Genomic DNA, 22,519 nt, shown 5'->3' with positions numbered 1-22,519 from the left:
GGTGGTGCTCCTCACTCGGGCAGTGCGATTGGCCCGATTTCGTCGAACACGTCGCCCGGCCCCGGGTTCTGTGCGTGGGTGCTGCCGCCGAAGTGGGTCATGATGCCCCACACCGCGTTCAGCGAAGTCTGTACCGCGCCTTCGACCCAGGCGGGAGTCCAGGATACGTCATCCCCGGCGATGAAAATCCCTCGCTGTTCGGCAGGCATGTCCTTTTGCATGAAGTGCGCGTACATCCGCTGGTTATAGCGATAGTGGCCTGGCAGCGCACCTTTGAACGCGCCAAGGAAATGCGGGTCGGCTTCCCAGGAAACGGTGATTGGGTCGCCGATGATGCGCGCCGCGATATCGACTTTCGGGTAGATTTTTTTCAGTGCATCGAGGGCCAGCTTCACGCGTTTTTCGATGGGCTGCGGCAACATTTTCAGGGCGTCGCTCATCCATGAGTAGGACAGGCAAATCACCCCTGGCTTGTCGTCACCGTTGTCGAAAAGGTAGGTGCCGCGGGTCAGGCGGTCGGTCAAGGTCATGCTCATCAGGTCGCGACCGGTTTGCGGGTCCTTGTCCTTCCAGAACGGCCGGTCGACCATCACGAAGGTTTTCGACGACTGCATGTAGCGAGTGCGGTCCAGGGCCATCCACATCTTTTGCGAGAACAGGGTTTCATCGCATTCGATCTGGGTAGTCAGCAGCCAGCTTTGGCAGGTGGTCAACACCGCCGCGTACTCCCGGGTGTCGCCCCAGTTATCGGTGACGGCAAAGCGGCCGTTGGCTGCGTGGGCAATGCGTTTCACACCGGTGCGCGCTGCGCCGTTGTGCAGGGAACTGAGGCTGGTACCTTCCGGCCAGTGGGCGCAGCGCTCCGGCACATGGCGCCAGATGCCCATGGGCACTTGCGCGACGCCGCCTACCACCAGGTGCTGGTGATCGTCGCAGTTGGTCATCACCACGCGGAAGATTTCCAGCATCGAGTTGGGGAAGTCCGAATCCCAGCCGCCGGTGCCGAAGCCGACCTGGCCGAACACTTCGCGGTGATGGAACGACAACTTGGCGAACGCCTTGGAAGTGGCGACGAACTCGTAGAATGTGCGGTCGTCCCACAGCGGCACCAACGTGTTCCACAGCTCTTTGAGGCGCGGCACATCGCGGTCGCGGATGGCTTGCTGGATATCGCCGAACTGTGAGCCAGCTTCCAGGGCATCAGCCCAGGCCTCAGCCACTTCCTGGAACAGTGCAGGAAGGTCGGAGAGTTTTTGTGCGTAGTGGGTCTGGCCTTCCAGGTCGATCACGGTGCTGCCGGAGGCCGGCGTCAGCGGGTTGGGGAAGGGCTTGGTCTCAAGGCCCAGCTTGTCCACATAGTGATAGAACGCGGTGGAAGACACCGGGAAACGCATGCCGCCCAGTTCGGCGATGATGCCTTCGGCGCCTTCAAAGGCTTGGGAGCGCAGGCGCCCACCCATTTTCGAGGCTTCGTACACCACCGGCTTGAGGCCCAGCTTCATCAGCTCATAGGCGGCCACCAGCCCGGCAATGCCGGCGCCGACGATTGCCACTTCGGCGCCGTGGTTGGCGGCCGGGATGCTGCCAAGGCCAGCCGGGTGTTCGATCCAGTCATCGAAGGCGAACGGAAAGTCCGGCCCGAAGATAGTGATGGGTTTTTTACCATTTGCAGGGTGGCGATTGTTCTTCTGGGAATCGTTCATGGCTGACCTTGCTGGCGACTCGAACGGGGCACGACCCGTTGAGTATAGGAAAAGATGGCAGCCATTCTAGGGAGCGTAGCGCTCGTTAATAAGACGCAAAGTGTCGTCGTATTGGATTGTTTTTAGTCAGAGTGACGAGGTTGATGGTCAGGTTGGCTGCCCGCGATCCAGTTTATTGCTGAGAATGATCGATGTGGTGGTCTTTTCCACTCCGTCGACACTACCGATCTGGTCCAGGAGTTGATCAAGCTGTTCCGGCGAATCAGTGCGCAGCCAGGCCACGTAATCGAACTCGCCGCTGACGGCACACAGTTGCTGAACCTGCGCCATGGCGCTGATCCTGCGCAGCACTTCCTTGCCGGAGCGCGGTTGCACAGTAATGCCCACATAGGCCTGCAGGCCGCCGTCCACTACCCGTTGCCCCAGGCGCACGCCATAGCCGGTAATCACCTGGGTTTTTTCCAGGCGTGCCAGGCGCGAGGTGACCGTGGTGCGGGCGATGCCCAGTTGTCGAGCGAGCATGGCCACGCTTTCGCGGGCGTTGATCTGCAAGGCGGCGATCAACTGGCGATCGATTTCATCGAGGACGGGAGGGCGAGTGGCGGGCAAGGTGTTCTCCGACGCGGGAAGCAATGGGTGGGCATGTTACAGGCTCATGCACATTGAAGGCTCATGTCACGTCGGCGTCTGCCATCAGGCACCGGGCAAACAGCTGAGGTACCGGCAGATTGCGTTGGCTGTAGCGGCTCAGCAGGATGATTTCACGGTGAAATATCAGGTCGCCCAAGGGGATGACGCGTACCTGTGGCGTGCGGTCCAGCCATAGTCCCGCGTGGGGGATCAGCGAGATGCCCAAGCCGCACTCGACCATTTTGACGATGGCTTCCAGTTCATCCAGCTCCAGCGCTACTTGCACCTCCAGCTTTTGCTCGCGCAGAAAGCGGCTGACCAGCCGGCCGCCAAATGAAGCGCGGTCATACCTTACGTGTGGGTGAGTGTTGAGCAGTTGAAGCGGATCGTCGCCTTTCACGTCGTTGGGGACGATCAACACAAACGGCTCTTTGCGCAGCACCTGGACGTGTAACTCCTTGGGCAGGTCAAAGGGCGGACGAATGATGATCGCCGAGTCCAGCTCCCCAGCGTCCACCCGGCTGAGCAACTCCAGGGACACGCCAGGTACCAATTTGCACTCCACCGTCGGCGCAGCTTGGCGCAAGCGGACCAAGGCTTGCGGCAACAGGCCAGTCTGCGCAGTGGTGATGGCGCCGACTTTCAACTCGCCGCGATACTCGTTGGCATCCACCGGCACCGCCATGCGATTGAACGTCTCCAGAATTTCCCTGGCTAACGGCAAGGCCCGGATGCCCGCTGCATTGAGGCTGGCCTGGCGCCCGGTGCGGTCGAACAACTGCACGCCGAGCACCTGTTCCAACTGGCGGATCTGGGCACTGACGGCCGACTGCGTCAGCCCGATATGCATGCCGGCGGCCGCGAACGTGCCATGGCGGGTAACGGCGATAAAGGTTTTCAGTTCCCGCAGCATCGGCTTCTCGATTGATCAAAATAATTTGTGCTCGGCGCAAAAACTATCGTCTTTTCATCGCCAAAGGCAAGGCTAAACTCGGGCAGACCTAATGCCCATAGAGGTTTGACCTGATGACCCTTGCACCCTTTCACCTGGCAATCCCGGTATTCGACTTGTCCGCTGCGCGGCTGTTCTACGGCGAAGTCTTTGGCCTGGAGGAGGGCCGTTCCAGCGAGCACTGGGTCGACTTCAACTTCTTTGGCCATCAACTGGTCATCCATGAACACCCGAAAACCGCCAGCCAGGAAGCCGCTCACACCAATGCGGTGGATGGCCACGACGTGCCCGTCCCGCATTTTGGTGTGGTGCTGGGTTGGGACGATTGGCACGCCCTGGCGCAAAGGTTGCAGGCGCGGGGTACGCAGTTTGTGCTGGAGCCGCACATCCGCTTCAAGGGGCAGGTGGGCGAGCAGGCGACGCTGTTTCTGTTTGATCCCTGTGGCAATGCGCTGGAGTTCAAGGCATTCAGGGACATTGGGCAGTTGTTTGCCAAGTGAAGGAGCGACCATGAACCACCTCGACGCAACCGGTATTGCCGAGGCAGTGGGCTCTGGCGCTACGACGCCAGGCCTTGTCGCTGAGCATTTTATTGCACAGATAGGCAGCGGCGAGCCGGATATTCAGGCTTTTGTTTCCTTCGATCCTGAGGCTGTGCGCAAGCAGGCCAGTCAGCTAGAAGGCTGTGCTGGTCCGCTGGCGGGAGTGCCGGTGGGGATCAAGGACATCTTTGATACGGGCGATCACCCCACGGAGTTCTATTCGCCGATTTACCAAGGCAATCGTCCGTCGCGGGATGCTCATGTGGTGACGCTGCTGCGCCAGGCTGGCGCGATCATCATGGGCAAGACCCACACCACTGAATTTGCCTACATGCACACTGGGCCGACGCGTAATCCACTCGATCTGTCCCGAACGCCAGGGAGCTCCAGTGCTGGTTCTGCGGCGGGGATGGCGGCCGGGTTTTTCCCATTGGCGTTGGGCACCCAGACTGCTGGCTCGTTGCTCAAGCCAGCCGCTTACTGCGGGCTGTATGCCTTTAAACCTTCGATGGGACTGGTCTCGCTGGAAGGCGTTAAACCCCTGGCGCCGAGTTTCGATACGGTGGGTTGGTATGGACGCTCGGTGCGCGATCTTGAGCGGGTGGCGCGAGTGTTGATTCCAGGGTTTGTGGCTTTCGAAACCGAGAGCCGCCCTTTACGGCTTGGGTTCTGCCGCACATCCCGTTGGCCTGATGTGCAGCCGCCGGTGGCACGCGCCATTGAGCAGGCGGTGGTGCAATTGGCGGGCAAGGGGCACCACGTAAGTGAGGTCGTGCTCCCCACGGCGTTCGATGGAGTATTCGACGATCACCAACTGATCAACGATTGCGAGGGCGCTCGGTCATTGGCCAAGGAGTTTCAGGCCCATCCTGAATTGCTCAGTGATTCGACACTGGCCATGATCAACCGCGCCAAAGCTACGAGCTGGGAGCAGGAATCGGCAGCCAAGGCCCGCCTGGCACAACTGGCTCCGCAGCTCGCGCAGATCTGTCAGCCGTTTGATGCGATGTTGAGTGTTTCCTGCGGGACTCTGGCGCCGGTGGGGCTGGAGACCACGGGGCCTTCTGACTTCATCAAGTTCTGGGGCGCGTTTGGGTTGCCACAGGTGAATCTGCCGGTGGCGCGTGGGGAAGGGGAATTGCCGGTGGGGTTACAGGTGATTGGGGCGTTCAGAGGCGATGGGCAGTTGCTGATCACGGCGCAAGGCGTTGTTGATGCGTTGGTGAGCTGAGGGGCACGATGGGAATGCAGGTCTCTGTCTTATCCTTGTAATCATCGTATTTATCCCTTATAGCTAAAAAGCATTCATAACGAAAAGAGGCTAAATCAGCCCCCATGCATGAGAACACACGTATCTTTCGCTTTTCAGCCCCCCGTCCTGCGCCCCGCAGTGATGGGTATGGGCCTAACCAGAAATCCCCTCCGCTCACCGCTTTTCCCTCTGCGATTGCCCTGCTCTCGGGACGGTTTCAATACCAGCCAATTCTGCCACATGACGTCCTGGTAGCTCTTAAACGCAAGCGCTCGTTCCCTCCACCTGCAGCTTAACGCCTGAACTCTTTCTCCCGTTGCCTGCGGCTTTAGCCGTCTGGGGTTGGGTGTTTTATTTTTGCCGCGTTTAATCTGTTGAGGGAATCCTATGTCTATTCGTGTCGCTATTATCGGTGCCGGTCCTTCGGGCCTGGCGCAACTGCGCGCCTTTCAATCCGCACATGCCAAAGGCGCCCCCATGCCGGAAGTGGTTTGCTTCGAGAAGCAGGCCGACTGGGGCGGAATGTGGAACTACACCTGGCGCACCGGGCTAGATGAGCACGGCGAGCCGGTCCATGGGAGCATGTACCGTTACCTATGGTCCAACGGTCCGAAAGAATGCCTGGAGTTCGCCGATTACAGCTTCGATGAGCATTTCGGTCGACCGATTTCCTCTTACCCGCCCCGTGAGGTGCTTTGGGATTACATCCAGGGCCGGGTGAGCAAGGCCGGTGTGCGCGATTACATTCGCTTCAATACTGCGGTCAAGCACGTCAGTTTCGACAAGGCTACGCGGCAATTTACCGTTACCGCCCACGACTACAGCCTCCAGCAAAACGTGACACAGGTATTCGACTTTGTGGTCGTGGCCAGCGGACACTTCTCGACGCCGAACGTGCCTGCTTTCGAGGGCTTCGACCGTTTCTCGGGGCGAATCCTGCACGCCCACGATTTTCGCGAAGCAACGGAGCTCAAGGGCAAGGATCTGTTAATCGTGGGAAGCAGCTACTCTGCTGAAGACATCGGCTCGCAGTGCTACAAGTACGGCGCGCGCTCGATAACCAGCGCTTATCGCACGCAGCCGATGGGCTACAAGTGGCCAAAGAACTGGGAGGAACGTCCGCAACTGAGCAAGGTAGACGGCGACTTGGCGTATTTCGTCGACGGATCGAGCAAGCGGGTGGACGCGATTATTCTCTGCACAGGCTACAAGCACCACTTCCCCTTCCTGTCTGAGGAACTGACACTCCAGACGGCTAACCGTCTCTGGCCCACAGAGCTCTATCAAGGGGTGATATGGGAGGACAACCCGCAATTGATCTACCTCGGCATGCAGGACCTTTGGTACAGCTTCAACCTGTTCGATGCCCAGGCCTGGTTTGCCCGCGACTATATGCTCGGTCGTATTACCCTACCCGAACAGGCAGCCATGAAGGCCGACAGCGCTCGCTGGCGTGCCGAGGAAGAAAACCTGGAGTCCACTGCCTCCATGTACGAATTTCAGGGCAGCTACATCAAACATCTGATTGGGCAGACCGACTATCCAAGCTTCGATATCGACGCAGTGAATCGTATTTTCCTCAAGTGGAAGGCTGACAAAAAGCACGACATCATGGGTTATCGCGACAAATCCTATCGTTCGGTGATCACCGGTACGGCTGCGGTCCCGCACCACACGCGCTGGTTGCAGGCGCTCGATGACTCGATGGGAGAGTACCTGCGCGAAACCGCAGGCAAAGGTGACGTTAATACACTACATCAGCGCTAGGCAGTCATCAGCCAGGCTAAGAGCTTCCTGAGGTCGCCGTGCAAGCCCGCCGCCATCCGCGGCCGTTGCGCCAAGTGTTTTTCAGAGTGTTGTGTTGCACCTTATCCCAAGCGAGGGGCGTCCTGAATTTGTACCTTTGGACTACGGGGCTGGTCTAGCATTTTTACGACGGATACGAAAAAGCCGCGCAATGCGCGGCTTTCAATTTGGTGGGCCCAGTAGGACTCGAACCTACGACCAAGGGATTATGAGTCCCCTGCTCTAACCAACTGAGCTATAGGCCCTCAGTAGGTCGCGGATTATAGCGATGGTTTCTCTGCTGTGCTATCCGAAAAATCCGAAAGGTTCATGCGAAGGAAGGTGGCGGCGAATACGTCGGCGGGCAGGGGCAGGCTGACGATGTAGCCTTGCATCTGTTCGCAGCCTTCGGCGGCGAGGAAGGCTTGTTGGGCGGGGGTTTCTACGCCTTCGGCGATGATGGTGAATTGCATGCTGTGGCCCAGGGCGATGATGGCTCGGACTATGGCCACGTCGTGGGGGTCGTCGGGCAGGCCGCGGACGAAGGATTGATCGATCTTCAGGAAGTCCAGGGGCAGGCGTTTCAGGTAGCTGAGGGATGAATAGCCGGTGCCGAAGTCATCGATGGCCAGTTGCACGCCGAGGCGCTTGAGTTGATGCAATACCTCCAGGGCTTCTTCGGCCTGGCTCATGATGAAGTTTTCGGTGATTTCCAGTTGCAGGCAGCCCGGTTCCAGGCGGTTGTCCCGCAGCAGTTGTTCGATGCGTGCCAGTAGGTTGGGGTGACGCAGTTGGGCGCCAGCGAGGTTGACAGAAAGCGGGCCGAAGTCCTCGTAGGCCTCTTTCCATGCGTGCATTTGCTGGCAGGCCTGTTCCAGTACCCAGTCGCCAATTTGCAGGATCATGCCGTTCTCTTCGGCCAGGGCAATGAAGTGCTCGGGCGGTACGTCGCCGAAGGTGGGGTGACGCCAGCGAAGCAGCGCTTCGGCGCCGATCAGTTGTTGAGTACTCAGGCTTAGCTTCGGCTGGTAGCAAAGGAACAATTCGTCCCGTTCGATTGCCCGACGCAGTTCGTGTTCCAGCGCCACTCGCTCGTTGGCCTGGGCAGTGAGGTCTCGGGTGTAGCTCTCGACCCGGTTGCGGCCCTTGGCCTTGGAGCGGTACATGGCGGCGTCGGCGTTTTTTACCAGGGTGGCGACGTCAATGCCGTCCTGGGGATAGAGGCTGGTGCCGATACTGGCGCTGATAAAGAACTCGTGTTCACCGGCCTGGAATGGCGGGATGAAGCAGGCCAGCAGTTTATTGGCCAGGTGCTCGGCGTCGCTGGCTTGTTGCAGGCCTGGAAGCAGGATGATGAATTCGTCGCCGCCCAGGCGGGCGACGGTGTCGATGTCGCGCAACTGGTCCTTGAGGCGAATGGCGATGTCCTTGAGCAGCAGGTCGCCGATCGGGTGGCCGAGGCTGTCGTTGATGTGCTTGAAGCGGTCGAGGTCGAGAAACAGTACGGCGCCCTGGCTGCCGGTTTCCTGTTGATTGTTGAGGGCGGCCTGCAGGCGACTTTCAAACAGCGTGCGGTTAGGCAGACCGGTCAGTGGGTCGTGATGGGCCTGATAGTCGAGCCGCGCCTGGGCGTGTTTGAGGCTGGAGATGTCGGCGAACACCGCAACAAAGTGGGTGATCAACTGGTCGCGGTTACGCACGGCACTGATGGTTAGCCAACTAGGATAAAGCTCGCCGTTCTTGCGGCGATTGGAAATCTCGCCCTGCCAGTGGCCGTGGGCGGTCAACTGGTGCCACATGGCTGCGTAGAAAGCGCTGTCATGCAGGCCTGAGGCAAGCAGGCGAGGGGTATGGCCCAGCGCTTCGGTTTCGCTGTAGCCGGTGATTTCGCTGAACGCACGGTTGACGGCGCTGATGTTTTGCCGGATATCGGTGATCAGTACGCCTTCGGCAGTGCTCTCGAAAACTGTGGCGGCCTGTTGCAGTTTTTCCTGCATTAGCTGACGTTCGGTGATGTCTCGGGCGATGGTCAGCATGCAGTCTTCGTCGCCGATGGGCAGCGGACGACTGGATACTTCGCACAGGCGGACCTGGCCGTCATTGCGCCGGATGTGGCAAACGAAATCGAGGACTAGGCCATCCCGTTGCAACAGTTCGAGCATGTGCTTGCGTTCGTTCAGGTCCACCCAGATGCCCAGGTCCAGCGTTGATTGATCCAGTGACATCGCGCGGTTGAAGCCAGTGATGCGGCTGAACCCTTCGTTGACTTCAAGCAGCAGGCCGTCCTGTAGGCGAGTCAGTAACAATCCGTCGGGTGACGCGTGGAAGGCCTTGGCGAATTTCTCCTCGGAGGTCTGCAGTTGCTGCTGGGTTTCCTTCAGTTGGGTGATGTCGCGAACCACCACCACAATGGCTTCGGTAGTCTCTAGTTGAAAGGGTTCCGCAGAGATCAGTCCGGTAAATGCTTGGCCGTTGCTGCGCAAAAAGGGCATTTCCAGGTTGCGAATGCTGGTGGACTGCACCCGTTTCAGCAGGTTGGGGCCGACGCCTTGAATGCCCCAGATATTCAGCTCGGTGGCGGTTTTGCCGACCACTTCTGCGGCGCTGAGACCGATTTGATCCTCAAAGGCTTTGTTGACCTCCAGCAAGCAGCCATCCGACAGCCGGGCAATGACCAGGATGTCTGGGCACTGCTGGAACACCGAGGCAAATTTTTGCTCCGAAAGCCGCAAGGCTTCCTCGGTGTGCTTGGCCTCGCTGATGTCGATCATCAAGCCGCGCATCACTGGTTCATGACCATGCTCGATCAGGCTGACAATGTTCCGCACCCACAGGCAACGACCATCGGCAGTGATGACCCGGTAGTCAAGGCTATGGTCGCGATTGGCACGGGTTTCGCGGTAGCAGAAGGTTTCTGCACGGGTCAGGTCGGCGGGATGAATGATGGTGCGCCAGAAGCTGGGGGTCAGCCAGTTCGCTTGGGGATAGCCCAGCAGCTCCTCGGCATGGGGCGACACATAGCTGTAGGTGAAATCGTTGATGTCGGCTTCCCAAGCGATGGCGGAGAGGCTTTCTACCAGGCCACGGTAATGGTATTCGCTGCTGCGTAGCTCTTGCTCCAGGGCCACCCTGCGCGAAATTTCCGAACTGAGCCGGCGGTTGATCCGAATGACGATGGCCAGCACGGTGCTTAATAGTAGTACGGCGGGCAGTCCATACAGCAGCAGATCGGTCCAGAAGGCTCGATGATCGATGACGTTACCGACCCAGTGTTGCTGGATGGCGTCAATTTCGTTCGGGCGGAGGTCGGCCAGGACTTTGTCCAGAATGCTGATCAGCACCTTGTTATCCTGCGGTACACCCATCGCCAGTTGATAGCGATAGGGCGTCTCACCGCTCACATACAGGCCATCGAGCTTGAGCTGACGCAGGCTCCAGACGCTGGAAGCCAGGTCGCCTACCACTGCGTCGACTTCATCGGTGGCCAGGGCCTGCAGCGTTGAGCTGACGTTGGGCATGGCTACCAGGTTGAGGTCGGGATGGTGGGTGCGCAGCAATTCGTGGGGCGCGTAGTTTTCCACAACGGCGATCTTCAGACCGTACAGGTCTTTGAGGGAGCGAGGTTGGGCGCCGCCTTCATGGGCGAGGATTACGATGGGGAAGTCGAGGTAGGGCCGGGTAAATGACAAAAAGCTCTGGCGTTCCGGGGTCGACATGATGCCCGGTAGCAGATCGAGCTGATTGTTCTTGGCTTGTTCCAGTACAGCACTCCAGTTTGCTGGCTCGATCAGTTTGATCTTGATCGCCAGGCGATCCTGGATCAGCCGTACATAGTCGGCGGCCAAGCCCTGGTAGCGACCTTCTTCATCACGGTATTCAAACGGTGGCCACGATGCATCAACGCCCAGGCGTAACTCAGGGCGGTCCGCCAACCAGCCACGCTCTTGATCAGTGAGAGTCAACGCGCCAGCCGTTGCGGTCCAGGCCAGCAGCGACAGCAGTAGCACGGTCGGCAATCTGGGCATAACGATCTCGTTATGGCACGGGGAATGTTTCGAGTGTAGACGGGCATTTCGGGGGAGGGAGGCGGACAGATTTAATCTGTAGAAAGCAAAACCCCCGGCCAAGGCCGGGGGTTTTGTGATCACTCGTCGAGGAAGGAGCGCAAATGCTCGCTTCTCGTCGGGTGGCGCAGCTTGCGCAGCGCCTTGGCTTCGATCTGGCGAATCCGCTCACGGGTCACGTCGAACTGTTTACCGACTTCCTCAAGGGTGTGGTCGGTATTCATGTCGATGCCGAAACGCATGCGCAGTACCTTGGCTTCACGGGCAGTGAGGCCGGACAGTACGTCGCGAGTCGCTTCTTTAAGGCTCTCAACAGTGGCGACATCGATTGGCGACTGCATGGTCGAGTCTTCGATGAAGTCACCCAGGTGGGAGTCTTCGTCATCACCGATCGGGGTTTCCATGGAGATCGGCTCTTTAGCGATCTTCAATACCTTGCGGATTTTATCCTCAGGCATTTCCATGCGTTCGCCCAGCTCTTCCGGGGTCGGTTCGCGACCCATTTCCTGCAACATCTGCCGGGAAATACGGTTGAGCTTGTTGATAGTCTCGATCATGTGCACCGGAATACGGATGGTGCGGGCCTGGTCGGCGATCGAGCGAGTGATCGCCTGACGGATCCACCAGGTGGCATAAGTCGAGAACTTGTAGCCGCGACGGTATTCGAACTTGTCCACCGCTTTCATCAAACCGATGTTGCCTTCCTGGATCAGATCGAGGAATTGCAGGCCACGGTTGGTGTACTTCTTGGCGATGGAGATCACCAGACGCAAGTTCGCTTCAACCATCTCTTTCTTCGCGCGGCGGGCCTTGGCCTCACCGATCGACATGCGACGGTTGATGTCCTTGATCTCGGCAATCGTCAGACCGGTTTCGGTCTGCAGTGCGATCAGCTTATGCTGGCAACGAAGGATGTCGGCCTGGAAGCGACCAATAGCTTCAGCGTATTTGCTTTTGCCCTTGGCCAGCGCATCGGTCCAGCTTTCGTCAACTTCGTTGCCAGGGAACTGGCGCAGGAAGTCGGTACGCGGCATGCGCGCATCACGGACACAGAGCTGCATGATGGCGCGCTCTTGTGCACGTAGACGCTCAAGGGCGCCACGAACCCGTGCAACCAGGCCTTCGAACTGCTTCGGCACCAGTTTGATCGGCATGAAGAGTTCAGCCAGAGCCAGCAGTTCGGCGGTTGCCTGCTTGCTGCCACGGCCGTGCTTCTTCAGGGCCTTGCGAGCCAGTTCCATCTGGTCGGAGACAGCGCCAAAGCGCTGTGCCGCGACGACCGGATCCGGACCGCTTTCGACTTCTTCGTCGTCGTCGGTGCTGGCTTCAGCTTCTTCTTCGTCGGTATCGTCGTCCGCTTTCGCGGTTTTCGGATCGACAGGCGGCGGAACTTCAGCCGCAGGTGGCGCAATGCCGTCGTCCGGGTCGATATAACCGCTCAGGACGTCGGACAGGCGGCCACCTTCGGTGGTGACGCGAGTGTACTCGGAGAGAATGTGGTCAACCGTGCCTGGGAAGTGCGCGATTGCGCCCATCACTTCACGAATGCCCTCTTCGATACGCTTGGCGATTTCAATTTCGCCTTCGCGTGTCAGCAGCTCTACCGTACCCATTTCGCGCATATACATGCGCACAGGGTCAGTCGTACGACCGATGTCGGTCTCGACCGCTGCCAACGCGGCAGCTGCTTCTTCAGCGGCTGCCTCGTCGGTATCGGAGTCGGCCAACATAAGGGCGTCCGCATCCGGAGCACTCTCGTGTACGGGGATCCCCATGTCATTAATCATGCGGATGATGTCTTCCACCTGCTCTGGATCTGAAATATCCTCAGGCAGGTGGTCGTTGACCTCTGCGTAAGTCAGATACTTCTGCTCACGACCCAGGGTGATCAACTCTTTGATACGAGACTGCTGTTGCGATTTTCCGGACATAACACCCTATCCACTGAAGGTCTTGGCGGGCAAAAAACAAGCCGAGGATTATACCCGAGCTATGACCTCACGCGCCAGCTGAGGTCGGGTTTGATGCGGAAACATTGCGACTTAAAAGGTCGCGCAGTTGATTTTTCTCTTCGGCAGTCAATTCACTCTGACGTGCTTTGCGAAGAAGTTGTTCCAAATTTCGCTCGCGTTGACGAGCTGACAAGCTAGTAATGGTGTCGAAAAACTGTTGTTCAAGGTTGTCGCCATCAATCAGCCATTCCTTTTCCGCCAATGCCTTGAGCAAGCGGCCCTGTTCGGTGCCGTGCCAGCGTGCAATCAACTGGAATGAGTTTAGCTTAGGATTCTTTTGTACCGCTTCGAGCAGTGCCACCAACAGTTGCGTATTGGTGTGGTCCTCGGCTGCGAAATGCCCAGCGTCTTCGACCTTTTGCGCCAGTTGCGGATAGTGCAAAAGGGTACGCAGGGCTGCCATCGTGGGCGGTTCTACAGCAGCTGGGACGCGTGGTGCGCGAGGTTCGTCACGACTACCACCACGCTTGCCGTTTTTATCCCAGGGTTTCTTGTCCCATTTCTTGCCGCCTACCCCCGGTTTCTTTGGCGTCCACTCCTGCTGGGGTGCGTACGCCTCCTGAGGCTGGTGGTAGTCGGCGAAATCCGGCATGGCGTCGTAATCGATGCCGGGATCGTAGGCGGGCGGTGCGTCTTGAGGTGCGCTATGCACCAGCTGGCTGACCGCTTCGCCGCTCAATCCAGTGATTTCCAGCAGTCGCTGACGCATCAGTGTTCGCAGGTTTGCACCTGGAACCTTGTCGATCAGCGGCGCCGCAAGGGTGACCATATGGGCCTTGCCTTCGAGGGAGCGCGGATCGGACTCTTCGGTCAGTTGCTGGAAAAAATAATCGGCCAGCGGTTGTGCGTGTTGATTGATGCGTGCCCGGAAGGCGTCGGTGCCTTCGGAGCGGACCAGGGTGTCCGGGTCTTCGCCTTCGGGCAGAAACAGAAAGCGCGCACGGCGGCCGTCCTGCAGGCTCGGCAACGTTGCTTCAAGCGCGCGCCAGGCGGCGTTTCTGCCAGCCTGGTCGCCGTCGAAGCAAAACAGTACGTTGGGCACTACGCGAAACAGTCGCTTCAAATGCTCTTCGCTGGTGGCGGTGCCAAGAGTGGCTACCGCATTGCGCAGACCTTGCTGGGCCAGGGCGATAACGTCCATATAGCCTTCAACCACGATAATTTCATCGAGGTTGCGGTTGTTCTTGCGTGCTTCGAATAGGCCGTAGAGCTCTTGGCCCTTGTGAAATACCGGGGTTTCCGGTGAGTTCAGGTATTTGGGTTTGTCGTCCCCCAGTACCCGGCCGCCGAAGGCGATGATCCGGCCGCGACTGTCGCGGATCGGGAACATCACCCGATCACGGAAACGGTCATAGCGCTTGCCAGTCTCGGCATTTTCCACCAGCAGCCCGGCGTCGATCATGGCTTTCTGCTGCAGGGTGTCGCTGCTCAGGTGTTTGTACAGGTTGTCCCAGCCTGGCGGGGCGAAGCCGAGACCGAAGTCGCGGGCGATTTCCCCGGTCAGGCCGCGGCCCTTGAGGTAATCGACGGCCGCTTTGCGCTGCGGGTGGCTTTTCAGCGCCTGGCGGTAGAAATCGGCAGCGGCGGTGAGCAGTGGGTACAGCGGCGAATCAGTGGGTTGCCGTGGTTTATGTGGTCGGCCACTTTCTTCGCGGGGGATTTCCATGCCGGCGGCTTTCGCCAGTTCCTCGACGGCCTGGGGGAAGTCCAGGTTGTCGTGGTCCATGATGAAGCCGAGGGCATTGCCGCCAGCGCCGCAGCCGAAGCAGTAGTAGAACTGCTTGTCGGGACTGACGCTGAACGATGGGGTCTTTTCTTTATGGAATGGGCAGCAGGCGGTGTAGTTCTTGCCGGCCTTTTTCATTTGCAGGCGCGAGCTGACAACATCGACGATGTCGGTGCGGTTCAGAAGGTCGTCAATAAAGCTCTGGGGAATGAGCCCGGCCATGGCGTTCTCGTCATCACTGCATGTCAATGAGGCCCCGAAGGGTGGTCGAAGTGTTCGAGGCGCGCGCGTCGTGCGGCTCGATCATCAATCGTCTGCTTGGGCTGTCAGGAAGTGTATCTGCCGAACATTCACTGACGTTAGTTCCAATCAGTCTTCGACGTTATTGAAAGTATTGCCCTGGAGTCCGGTCTCGGCCAATGGCGGGCCTCGGAAGCTCATCGGTGGGCACAGTCGACCTGTTGATCGCCTGTTTATAGAATGAGTGTGCTCGTCAGTAGCCTTGTTAGGCTCGTCAGAAGAGACGCGCACCGCTGGCAAAAGAGCCAGTCCTGACGTGTGAAGCAGTGTCTCGGTCGCGTGTGCGGCGTCGACGGTGAAGCATCAAGCGATATCCGCAAATGCCAACAGCCCGGCTGAGGGCCGGGCTTGGCAGAAGCTTGCTACGAACGTCTGTGTATTAGTACAGACGAACGGCGCGGCGCTGCTCGCGCTGAACTTTCTTGGCGTGACGCTTAACAGCGGCTGCTGCTTTACGCTTACGCTCAGAAGTTGGCTTCTCATAAAATTCGCGGCTACGAACTTCAGCCAGAACACCGGCTTTTTCGCAGGAGCGCTTGAAACGACGCAGAGCTACGTCGAAGGGTTCGTTCTCTTTTACTTTGACGGCTGGCATCCAGAGCTACCTTCTTTCATTACCGGGAATCAACGTTCTCGTCGCAAAAAATTCGCGGCTGAGGTCGTCGGTTTTTAAGGGTTGCGGATGTTAACCCCTCATTGCCCGGAATGCAAAGCCTCTGATCGAAAACCGCTAGTCGGGAGGGGGAGTGGCGACTATTATGCGCGCCTTCGAATTCAGCCTCTACAAGGCGCAAACCCATGCTAGTACTGGGATTAGAAACCTCCTGCGACGAGACCGGTGTCGCACTTTACGACAGTGAACGCGGGCTCTTGGCCGATGCGCTGTTCAGTCAGATCGACCTGCATCGCGCCTATGGCGGCGTGGTGCCGGAGCTGGCCAGCCGTGACCACGTCAAGCGCATGCTGCCGTTGATCCGCCAGGTGTTGGACGAGGCCGGCTGCGTGCCAGCCGAGATCGATGCCATTGCCTACACCGCTGGCCCCGGATTGGTTGGAGCCCTGCTGGTTGGGGCTTCTTGCGCCCAGGCGCTGGCTTTTGCCTGGGGCATTCCAGCCCTTGGTGTGCACCATATGGAGGGCCATTTACTGGCGCCCATGCTGGAAAAAACGCCGCCGCAGTTCCCGTTCGTCGCTTTGTTGGTTTCGGGCGGCCATACGCAGCTGGTTCAGGTCGACGGAATCGGCCAATACACGCTGTTGGGCGAGTCCCTGGACGACGCCGCCGGCGAAGCGTTCGACAAGACCGCGAAGATGATGGGGCTCAATTATCCGGGTGGCCCGGAAATCGCCCACCTCGCCGAAAAAGGCGTCGCTGGCCGCTACACCTTCCCGCGTCCGATGTGCGATCGCCCCGGTCTCATGTTCAGCTTCAGTGGCTTGAAAACCTCCGCGTTGAACACCTGGCAGCAGAGCGTCAGCGCCGGGGACGACAGTGAGCAAGCCCGTTGCGACATCTCGCTGGCGTTCCAGCAGGCGGTGGTGGAAACTTTGACCATCAAGTGCAAGCGCGCCCTGAAACAATCGGGCATGAAGCGCCTGGTGATCGCAGGGGGCGTCAGCGCCAACAAGGCCTTGCGCACTTCACTGGAAAAAATGCTCGGCGACATGAAGGGTGATGTGTTCTACGCCCGCCCTGAGTTCTGCACCGACAACGGCGCGATGATCGCCTATGCCGGTTGTCAGCGCCTGCAAGCCGGACAGCATGAAAGCCTGGCGATCAGCGTGCAGGCGCGCTGGCCAATGGAGCAGTTGTCGCCGCTGTAGTGGGAGAACGTGAGCGGGGTTCATCGGGCGTATTTAAAAATGCCGTTCGCGCCCGGCAAACAGGTCGCGTAAATTGCCCCGGTGGCGCCAGACGATCAGCAGCGTCAGCACGCTCATTGGCATCAGCGCTGCCGGTTCCTGCCAGGCCAGCAACGGTAAGGTCAGAGGTGTGGCGATCAATGCCGCCAGGGAGCTGGTACGGGTCAGGTAGAACGTCAGCAACCAGGCGCCGATAGCCAGCAACGCTGCTGGTGGGTAGATCCCCAGCAGCATACCGGCCGCCGTGGCGACACCCTTGCCACCGCGAAAGCGAAAGTACAGTGGGAGCAGATGACCAAGGACGGCGCAGACGCCTACCCAGGCTTGTTGTTGCAGGGAAAGACCGGCGAGATCGGCGATCAGTACTGGCAGGAGGCCTTTGCAGACATCACCGAGCAGCGTCAGGACGGCGAGTTTCTTGCCGGCCAGGCGTAACATGTTGGTGGCACCGGCATTGCCCGAGCCACTCATTCGCGGATCGGGATTTCCCGTCAGGCGGCTGAGCAAAATGGCAAAGGACAGAGAGCCAAGCAGGTAGGCGAGAGTCGCCAGTAACCAAAACATGCTAACTATTCCGGGCGAGGACGCCCTGATTCTAACGGGGCATTGCGCCCTTGTCGTGCTGTGGAGAAGAGTGCTTGGACAGAGTGTTTATCGAGGGCCTGGAAGTCGACACCGTGATCGGGGCCTACGACTGGGAGCGAGGTATCAGGCAGTGCCTGCGCCTGGACCTCAGCTTCGCGTGGGACAATCGCCCGGCGGCGGCCGGCGATGACCTGACCCTGGCGCTCGACTATGCCAGTGTGTCCGCACGCATCCAGGCCTTTGCCGGGCAGGCACAGTTCCAGTTGGTGGAAACCTTCGCCGAGCGCCTGGCCGAAGTATTGATGAGTGAATTCCAGATTCCCTGGCTGCACCTGAAACTGACCAAGCCCGGCGCCGTTCCGGCAGCCAAGGGCGTGGGTGTGGAGATCGAGCGCGGATGCCGCTAACTCAGATTTACCTTGGTCTTGGCAGCAATATCGAGCGCGAGTCCCATCTGTGCGCAGGCCTTGATGCGCTGGCGAGTTTTCTGACCGGCGTGCGCTGTTCTGCGGTGTTCGAGAGTCAGCCAGTGGGCATCAAGAGCGGTCCGTTTTTCAATCTGGTGGTGTCGGCGTATACCGATTTGCCGTTGATGGAATTGGATCGCCGGCTGAAATTCATCGAGGCTGACAATGGCCGCTACGCCCCGGATCGCAAGGGCTTGCCCCTGGATATCGACGTGCTGCTGTATGGCGACCTGGTGGGTAACTTCGATGGTTTGATTTTGCCTCGGGCAGAAATCCTGAAAAATGCCTTTGTGCTCTGGCCGCTGTCGTTGATGGCGCCGGATCGGGTGCATCCTGAAGCCGGCAAGACGTTTGCCTCATTGTGGCGCGATGCACAAATCGACCAGGTATTGGCGCCAGTCGCGTTTGAGTGGCACACGCAGCAACTGACGCCGGACGCACTCTTGTAGGTAGGTCCTCGCTACAGGAGATGTTGTTCTTTGTAGACCTTCAATGCCTTGAGTCGTTCACGCTTGAGCGCCTCACCCAACTCTGGCCCTTTGAAGCCTTGCTCCAGCAATGGCGCAACGGCAACACCGCGTGCCGCCAGCGCAGCTCCGCGCAAATAATCAGCCTGTGGGTAACTTCTTTCCTCCAGCCCCTTGCGGCCTCGGGCATCCATTTCGCACGCCACGACAAACTCTTCAAAGCGTTGCGGGCGGCGATAAACGTCAAAGCTTTGCAGCAACTCCAGCAATGTCGAGGCCCGCAACTCCAGTGCTCGGTGACCATGGGTATGGTATTCACCCACCAGTAGCGCCAGTTCCTGGCAATCTCTGGGCACCTTGAAGCGCTCATTGACCGCCTTGATAAGCCGCAAGCCCCTTTGCTCGTGAGCAATATGCTTCGGTAACTTATCCACAGGCGTCAGGCCCTTGCCCAGATCGTGCAGCAGGCACGCCCAGCGCACGGTCAAGGGTTGCCCATGGCGCGCGGCCTGTTCCAGCACGCTCAAGGTGTGCGCGCCGGTATCAATCTCGGGATGGTGAGCTTCGGGTTGCGGCACGCCGAACAGGGCGTCGACTTCCGGCATCAGGGTTTTCAGCGCGCCGCAGTCTCGCAGTACCTGGATAAATACCTGTGGCTGATCTTCCATCAGCGCCCTGGAGATTTCCTTCCAGCTACGTTCCGGTGTCAATGCTTCCAATTCGCCGCTATCACTGAGTTGGCGCATCAGGTCCAGGGTTTCCGGGGCGACGGTAAATCCCAGGCTGGCATAGCGCGCGCAAAAGCGGGCGACACGCAGAACCCTGAGGGGATCTTCGGCGAACGCGGGGGAAACGTGGCGCAGAACGCGGGCTTTCAAATCGCGCTGGCCATGATAGGGGTCGGTCAGGTTTCCATCGTCATCTTCGGCCATGGCATTGATTGTCAGGTCGCGACGGATCAGGTCTTCTTCCAGGGTGACGTCGGGGCTGGCATGAAAGACAAATCCGCCATAGCCGCGGCCGCTTTTACGCTCGGTGCGGGCGAGGGCGTATTCCTCGCCTGTCCTGGGATGCAGGAATACCGGGAAGTCTGCACCTACCGGACGAAAGCCCTGGGCGAGCATTTCTTCGGTGGTCGCACCAACCACGACGCGATCGATATCGGTAACGGGAATGCCCAGCAAACGATCACGGACCGCACCGCCGACTTTGTAGATTCGCATGAAAAAGCCTCCATTAGCGGCACAGGATAACGCCTGTGCATCGCCAGTGGAGGCTTTGCTGTTTCAAAGGTGGACAACGGCCAGGTCCAGGCGGCCGTAATCGTTATCGCCGTGTTCGTGGCGGGGCGGCACATGGTGGGTTTTCATGATCTGGTCGCCTTGCAGGGTTTCCAGATGGATATCGAACCCCCACAGGCGATGCAGGTGCTTGAGGACTTCGTCTGTGGACTCACCAAGGGGTTTTCGGTCGTGTTGCTGGTGGCGCAAGGTCAGCGAGCGATCACCGCGTACGTCGATGCTGTAGATCTGCACGTTGGGCTCTCGGTTGCCCAGGTTGTACTGCGCGGCCAGGGTTTCGCGGATGGTGCGGTAGCCAGGCTCATCATGGATGGCCGGGACCAGCAGGTCGTCCTTGAGGTCATCGTCGAGAATGCTAAATAGCTTGAGGTCGCGAATTACCTGTGGCGACAGGTACTGCAGGATGAAGCTCTCGTCCTTGAAGCTGCTCATGGCGAACTTGAGGGTGGACAGCCAATCGCTGCCGGCAATGTCTGGGAACCAGCGCCGGTCCTCCTCGGTTGGGTGTTCGCAGATGCGGCGAATATCCCGGTACATGGCAAAGCCCAGGGCGTAAGGGTTGATGCCGTTGTAGTGCGGGCTGTCGAAGCCGGGCTGAAATACGACGCTGGTGTGGGAGGTCAGGAACTCCATCATGAAGCCGTCGGTGACCAGTCCTTCGTCGTACAGGTCGTTCATCAGCGTGTAGTGCCAGAACGTCGCCCAGCCTTCGTTCATCACTTGGGTCTGGCGCTGTGGATAAAAGTACTGGGCAATCTTGCGCACGATTCGCACGATTTCTCGCTGCCAGGGCTCCAGCAATGGAGCATGTTTTTCGATGAAGTACAGGATATTTTCCTGAGGTTCGACGGGGAAGCGCGCATTGTCCTTGTCGCTGTTCTTGTCGGCGCGCTTGGGAATGGTGCGCCACAGATCGTTGATCTGTTTTTGCAAATGCTCTTCGCGATCCTTCTGGCGCAGCCGTTCCTCCTCGGCGGAAATTGGATAAGGCCGTTTGTAGCGATCGACCCCGTAATTCATCAGGGCGTGGCAGGAGTCCAGCAGGTCTTCCACTGCATCGATACCGTGGCGTTCCTCACACTGCATGATGTACTGCTTGGCGAACACCAGGTAATCAATGATCGAGCTGGCATCGGTCCAGGTGCGGAACAGGTAGTTGCCCTTGAAGAAGCTGTTGTGGCCATAGCACGCGTGCGCGACCACCAGCGCCTGCATGCAGATGGTGTTTTCTTCCATCAGGTAGGCAATGCAGGGGTCGGAGTTGATGACGATCTCGTAGGCCAGGCCCATCTGGCCGCGTGTGTAGGACTTTTCGGTGCTAAGGAAGTGCTTGCCGTAGGACCAATGGTGATAGCCCAGTGGCATGCCCACCGAAGCATAGGCGTCCATCATTTGTTCGGCGGTGATCACTTCAATCTGGTTGGGGTAGGTGTCCAGGGCGTAACCGGACGCGATGCGGCTGATTTCCCGGTCGTAGGCCTGGATCAGTTCGAAGGTCCATTCGGACCCCGTGGAAATGGGTTGGCGCTTATGCTCTTTGGCGGTCATGTCACTAACCTGCGCTGGAAGAGTTCACGGAAGACCGGATAGATATCACCGGCCGAGATCAATTGTTGCTGGGCGAAGGTGTCAGAGAAGGCTTCGCTGATCCGCTCGTATTCGAACCACAGGGCCTGGTGTTCGCGGGGAGTAATCTCGACGTAAGTGTAGTACTGCACAAACGGCATGATCTGGTTGATCAGGATGTCGCGGCAGATCGGCGAGTCGTCGTTCCAGTTGTCACCGTCGGAGGCCTGGGCGGCGTAGATGTTCCATTCGTTGGATGGATAGCGTTCGGCCATGATCTCTTGCATCAGTTTCAAGGCGCTGGAAACGATGGTGCCGCCGGTTTCCCGTGAGTAGAAGAACTCTTCTTCGTCGACCTCACGAGCGCTGGTGTGATGGCGTATGAACACCACGTCAATCTTGTCGTAGTTACGCTTGAGGAACAGATACAGCAGGATGAAGAAGCGCTTGGCGATGTCCTTGGTCGCCTGGGTCATGGAGCCGGAGACGTCCATCAGGCAGAACATCACGGCTTTGGAGCTGGGATTGGGCTGCTTGACGAGCAGGTTGTACTTCAGGTCGAAGGTGTCGAGGAACGGCACGCGATGAATCCGTGCGCTGAGTTTGGCTATTTCCGCCTCGATTTCCTGGATATCGCCGAAGTTGTCTGGCTCTTCGCGCTTCAAGCGCTCCAGTTCGGTCTTGGCGTCCCGCAGTTTTGCCCGGCTGCTGCCAGACAGCGCGATACGCCGGGCATGGGCCGAGCGCAAGGTGCGGATGATGTTGATCCGTGACGGATTGCCTTCGTTGCTGATCCCGGCGCGCACGGTCTTGAAGGTGTCGGTACCGGTCAGGTTGCGCTTGACCAGGTTGGGCAGTTCCAGGTCCTCGAACATGAATTCGAGGAACTCTTCCTGGGTAATCTGGAACACGAATTCATCCATGCCCTCGCCGGAGTTGCCGGCCTTGCCTGGGCCTTTGCCTCCAGCACCGCCCTGTGGGCGCTGGATGTGTTCGCCGCTGGTGAACTCCTTGTTGCCTGGGTGGACGACGGTCTGTTTGCCGCCTCGGCCATGGTGCAGAACCGGTTCATCGATATCCCGTCCGGGAATGCTGATCTGTTCGCCATGCTCCATGTCGGTAATGGAACGGCGGCTGACAGCCTCTTCGACGGCCTTTTTGATGTGATCACGGTAACGCCGCAGGAAACGCTGGCGGTTTACCGTGCTCTTGTTCTTGCCATTGAGACGTCGGTCGATCACATAGCTCATGGGGAGCCCTCCGGGCAGCTTCAAGTTACAAGCTTCAAGCCGCAAGCTGGAAGC

17 protein-coding genes and 1 tRNA gene are annotated in these 22,519 nt (G+C 58.8%); 6 read left to right on the top strand and 12 right to left on the bottom strand.

Annotated features, from left to right (window positions below; translation table 11 throughout):
- Window positions 1-11: 11 nt before the first annotated feature.
- The 3 genes from ACZRJ6_RS06205 to ACZRJ6_RS06195 all read right to left on the bottom strand — a co-directional run bounded on the left by ACZRJ6_RS06205 (window position 12) and on the right by ACZRJ6_RS06195 (window position 3,246).
- Entirely contained in the window at window positions 12-1,703 is a 1,692-nt protein-coding gene (locus tag ACZRJ6_RS06205; RefSeq protein WP_463967878.1) for a flavin monoamine oxidase family protein, read from the bottom strand.
- A gap of 147 nt (window positions 1,704-1,850) precedes the next feature.
- Window positions 1,851-2,312 (bottom strand): Lrp/AsnC family transcriptional regulator, encoded by a 462-nt coding sequence (locus ACZRJ6_RS06200; RefSeq protein WP_149413468.1) that lies wholly within the window; start codon window positions 2,310-2,312, stop codon window positions 1,851-1,853.
- A 61-nt stretch (window positions 2,313-2,373) separates the two neighbouring features.
- The gene (locus ACZRJ6_RS06195; RefSeq protein WP_463967879.1) at window positions 2,374-3,246 is read right to left on the bottom strand and encodes a LysR family transcriptional regulator; all 873 of its coding nucleotides are present in this window, start codon (window positions 3,244-3,246) and stop codon (window positions 2,374-2,376) included.
- Between the two features lie 113 nt (window positions 3,247-3,359).
- Between ACZRJ6_RS06195 and ACZRJ6_RS06190 the strand changes: the two genes are divergently transcribed.
- The 3 genes from ACZRJ6_RS06190 to ACZRJ6_RS06180 all read left to right on the top strand — a co-directional run bounded on the left by ACZRJ6_RS06190 (window position 3,360) and on the right by ACZRJ6_RS06180 (window position 6,846).
- Window positions 3,360-3,785 (top strand): VOC family protein, encoded by a 426-nt coding sequence (locus ACZRJ6_RS06190; protein WP_463967880.1) that lies wholly within the window; start codon window positions 3,360-3,362, stop codon window positions 3,783-3,785.
- Window positions 3,786-3,795: 10 nt separating this feature from the next.
- Window positions 3,796-5,058, top strand: a complete 1,263-nt coding sequence (locus tag ACZRJ6_RS06185; protein ID WP_463967881.1) for an amidase — start codon at window positions 3,796-3,798, stop codon at window positions 5,056-5,058.
- 408 nt (window positions 5,059-5,466) lie between these two features.
- Entirely contained in the window at window positions 5,467-6,846 is a 1,380-nt protein-coding gene (locus ACZRJ6_RS06180) for an NAD(P)-binding domain-containing protein (RefSeq protein WP_463967882.1), read from the top strand.
- 207 nt (window positions 6,847-7,053) lie between these two features.
- Here ACZRJ6_RS06180 and ACZRJ6_RS06175 read toward each other — a convergent pair.
- From ACZRJ6_RS06175 to rpsU, 5 genes are all read right to left on the bottom strand, one after another.
- Window positions 7,054-7,130, bottom strand: a tRNA-Ile gene (locus ACZRJ6_RS06175).
- Between the two features lie 15 nt (window positions 7,131-7,145).
- Window positions 7,146-10,889: an EAL domain-containing protein gene (locus ACZRJ6_RS06170; protein ID WP_463967883.1), complete on the bottom strand. Its 3,744-nt coding sequence runs from the start codon at window positions 10,887-10,889 to the stop codon at window positions 7,146-7,148.
- 119 nt (window positions 10,890-11,008) lie between these two features.
- Window positions 11,009-12,859: an RNA polymerase sigma factor RpoD gene (gene rpoD / locus ACZRJ6_RS06165; RefSeq protein WP_463967884.1), complete on the bottom strand. Its 1,851-nt coding sequence runs from the start codon at window positions 12,857-12,859 to the stop codon at window positions 11,009-11,011.
- A gap of 67 nt (window positions 12,860-12,926) precedes the next feature.
- A complete protein-coding gene (gene dnaG / locus ACZRJ6_RS06160) occupies window positions 12,927-14,888 on the bottom strand; it encodes a DNA primase (protein ID WP_463967885.1) in 1,962 nt (653 codons plus the stop codon).
- A gap of 457 nt (window positions 14,889-15,345) precedes the next feature.
- A complete protein-coding gene (rpsU, locus tag ACZRJ6_RS06155; protein WP_002551877.1) occupies window positions 15,346-15,561 on the bottom strand; it encodes a 30S ribosomal protein S21 in 216 nt (71 codons plus the stop codon).
- Window positions 15,562-15,764: 203 nt separating this feature from the next.
- Between rpsU and tsaD the strand changes: the two genes are divergently transcribed.
- Window positions 15,765-16,790 (top strand): tRNA (adenosine(37)-N6)-threonylcarbamoyltransferase complex transferase subunit TsaD, encoded by a 1,026-nt coding sequence (tsaD, locus tag ACZRJ6_RS06150; protein ID WP_463967886.1) that lies wholly within the window; start codon window positions 15,765-15,767, stop codon window positions 16,788-16,790.
- A 33-nt stretch (window positions 16,791-16,823) separates the two neighbouring features.
- Here tsaD and plsY read toward each other — a convergent pair whose 3' ends face one another.
- Window positions 16,824-17,393, bottom strand: coding sequence for a glycerol-3-phosphate 1-O-acyltransferase PlsY (gene plsY / locus ACZRJ6_RS06145; RefSeq protein WP_350614374.1), 570 nt, complete (start codon window positions 17,391-17,393; stop codon window positions 16,824-16,826).
- Between the two features lie 74 nt (window positions 17,394-17,467).
- Between plsY and folB the strand changes: the two genes are divergently transcribed.
- Together folB and folK are read left to right on the top strand one after the other, a co-directional pair.
- On the top strand, window positions 17,468-17,821 hold the full coding sequence (folB, locus tag ACZRJ6_RS06140) for a dihydroneopterin aldolase (RefSeq protein WP_463967887.1): 354 nt from the start codon (window positions 17,468-17,470) through the stop codon (window positions 17,819-17,821).
- Window positions 17,812-18,330: a 2-amino-4-hydroxy-6-hydroxymethyldihydropteridine diphosphokinase gene (folK, locus tag ACZRJ6_RS06135; protein WP_463967888.1), complete on the top strand. Its 519-nt coding sequence runs from the start codon at window positions 17,812-17,814 to the stop codon at window positions 18,328-18,330. The genes folB and folK overlap by 10 nt, the downstream gene beginning before the upstream one ends.
- Before the next feature lie 11 nt (window positions 18,331-18,341).
- Here folK and ACZRJ6_RS06130 read toward each other — a convergent pair whose 3' ends face one another.
- From ACZRJ6_RS06130 to ACZRJ6_RS06120, 3 genes are all read right to left on the bottom strand, one after another.
- Complete coding sequence (locus ACZRJ6_RS06130; protein WP_463967889.1) at window positions 18,342-19,571, bottom strand: multifunctional CCA addition/repair protein; 1,230 nt, start codon at window positions 19,569-19,571, stop codon at window positions 18,342-18,344.
- A gap of 63 nt (window positions 19,572-19,634) precedes the next feature.
- A complete protein-coding gene (locus tag ACZRJ6_RS06125; RefSeq protein WP_149414383.1) occupies window positions 19,635-21,197 on the bottom strand; it encodes a SpoVR family protein in 1,563 nt (520 codons plus the stop codon).
- Window positions 21,194-22,465 carry a YeaH/YhbH family protein gene (locus tag ACZRJ6_RS06120; protein WP_149414384.1) on the bottom strand — a complete coding sequence of 424 codons (1,272 nt, stop codon included), beginning with the start codon at window positions 22,463-22,465 and terminating at the stop codon, window positions 21,194-21,196. The genes ACZRJ6_RS06125 and ACZRJ6_RS06120 overlap by 4 nt, the downstream gene beginning before the upstream one ends.
- Window positions 22,466-22,519 lie beyond the last annotated feature (54 nt).

The organism is Pseudomonas sp. C321 (assembly GCF_055407105.1).
The sequence above is the reverse complement of the archived record's forward strand: the minus strand, read 5'-3'. Positions and strand labels throughout refer to the sequence as shown.

Bases quoted from the DNA above. Each gene is read 5' to 3' on its own strand.
- ACZRJ6_RS06205 (WP_463967878.1), bottom strand. From the start codon at position 1,703: ATGAACGATTCCCAGAAGAACAATCGCCACCCTGCAAATGGTAAAAAA.
- ACZRJ6_RS06195 (WP_463967879.1), bottom strand. From the start codon at position 3,246: ATGCTGCGGGAACTGAAAACCTTTATCGCCGTTACCCGCCATGGCACG.
- ACZRJ6_RS06190 (WP_463967880.1), top strand. From the start codon at position 3,360: ATGACCCTTGCACCCTTTCACCTGGCAATCCCGGTATTCGACTTGTCC.
- ACZRJ6_RS06185 (WP_463967881.1), top strand. From the start codon at position 3,796: ATGAACCACCTCGACGCAACCGGTATTGCCGAGGCAGTGGGCTCTGGC.
- ACZRJ6_RS06180 (WP_463967882.1), top strand. From the start codon at position 5,467: ATGTCTATTCGTGTCGCTATTATCGGTGCCGGTCCTTCGGGCCTGGCG.
- ACZRJ6_RS06170 (WP_463967883.1), bottom strand. From the start codon at position 10,889: ATGCCCAGATTGCCGACCGTGCTACTGCTGTCGCTGCTGGCCTGGACC.
- rpoD (WP_463967884.1), bottom strand. From the start codon at position 12,859: ATGTCCGGAAAATCGCAACAGCAGTCTCGTATCAAAGAGTTGATCACC.
- dnaG (WP_463967885.1), bottom strand. From the start codon at position 14,888: ATGGCCGGGCTCATTCCCCAGAGCTTTATTGACGACCTTCTGAACCGC.
- rpsU (WP_002551877.1), bottom strand. From the start codon at position 15,561: ATGCCAGCCGTCAAAGTAAAAGAGAACGAACCCTTCGACGTAGCTCTG.
- tsaD (WP_463967886.1), top strand. From the start codon at position 15,765: ATGCTAGTACTGGGATTAGAAACCTCCTGCGACGAGACCGGTGTCGCA.
- plsY (WP_350614374.1), bottom strand. From the start codon at position 17,393: ATGTTTTGGTTACTGGCGACTCTCGCCTACCTGCTTGGCTCTCTGTCC.
- folK (WP_463967888.1), top strand. From the start codon at position 17,812: ATGCCGCTAACTCAGATTTACCTTGGTCTTGGCAGCAATATCGAGCGC.
- ACZRJ6_RS06130 (WP_463967889.1), bottom strand. From the start codon at position 19,571: ATGCGAATCTACAAAGTCGGCGGTGCGGTCCGTGATCGTTTGCTGGGC.
- ACZRJ6_RS06125 (WP_149414383.1), bottom strand. From the start codon at position 21,197: ATGACCGCCAAAGAGCATAAGCGCCAACCCATTTCCACGGGGTCCGAA.
- ACZRJ6_RS06120 (WP_149414384.1), bottom strand. From the start codon at position 22,465: ATGAGCTATGTGATCGACCGACGTCTCAATGGCAAGAACAAGAGCACG.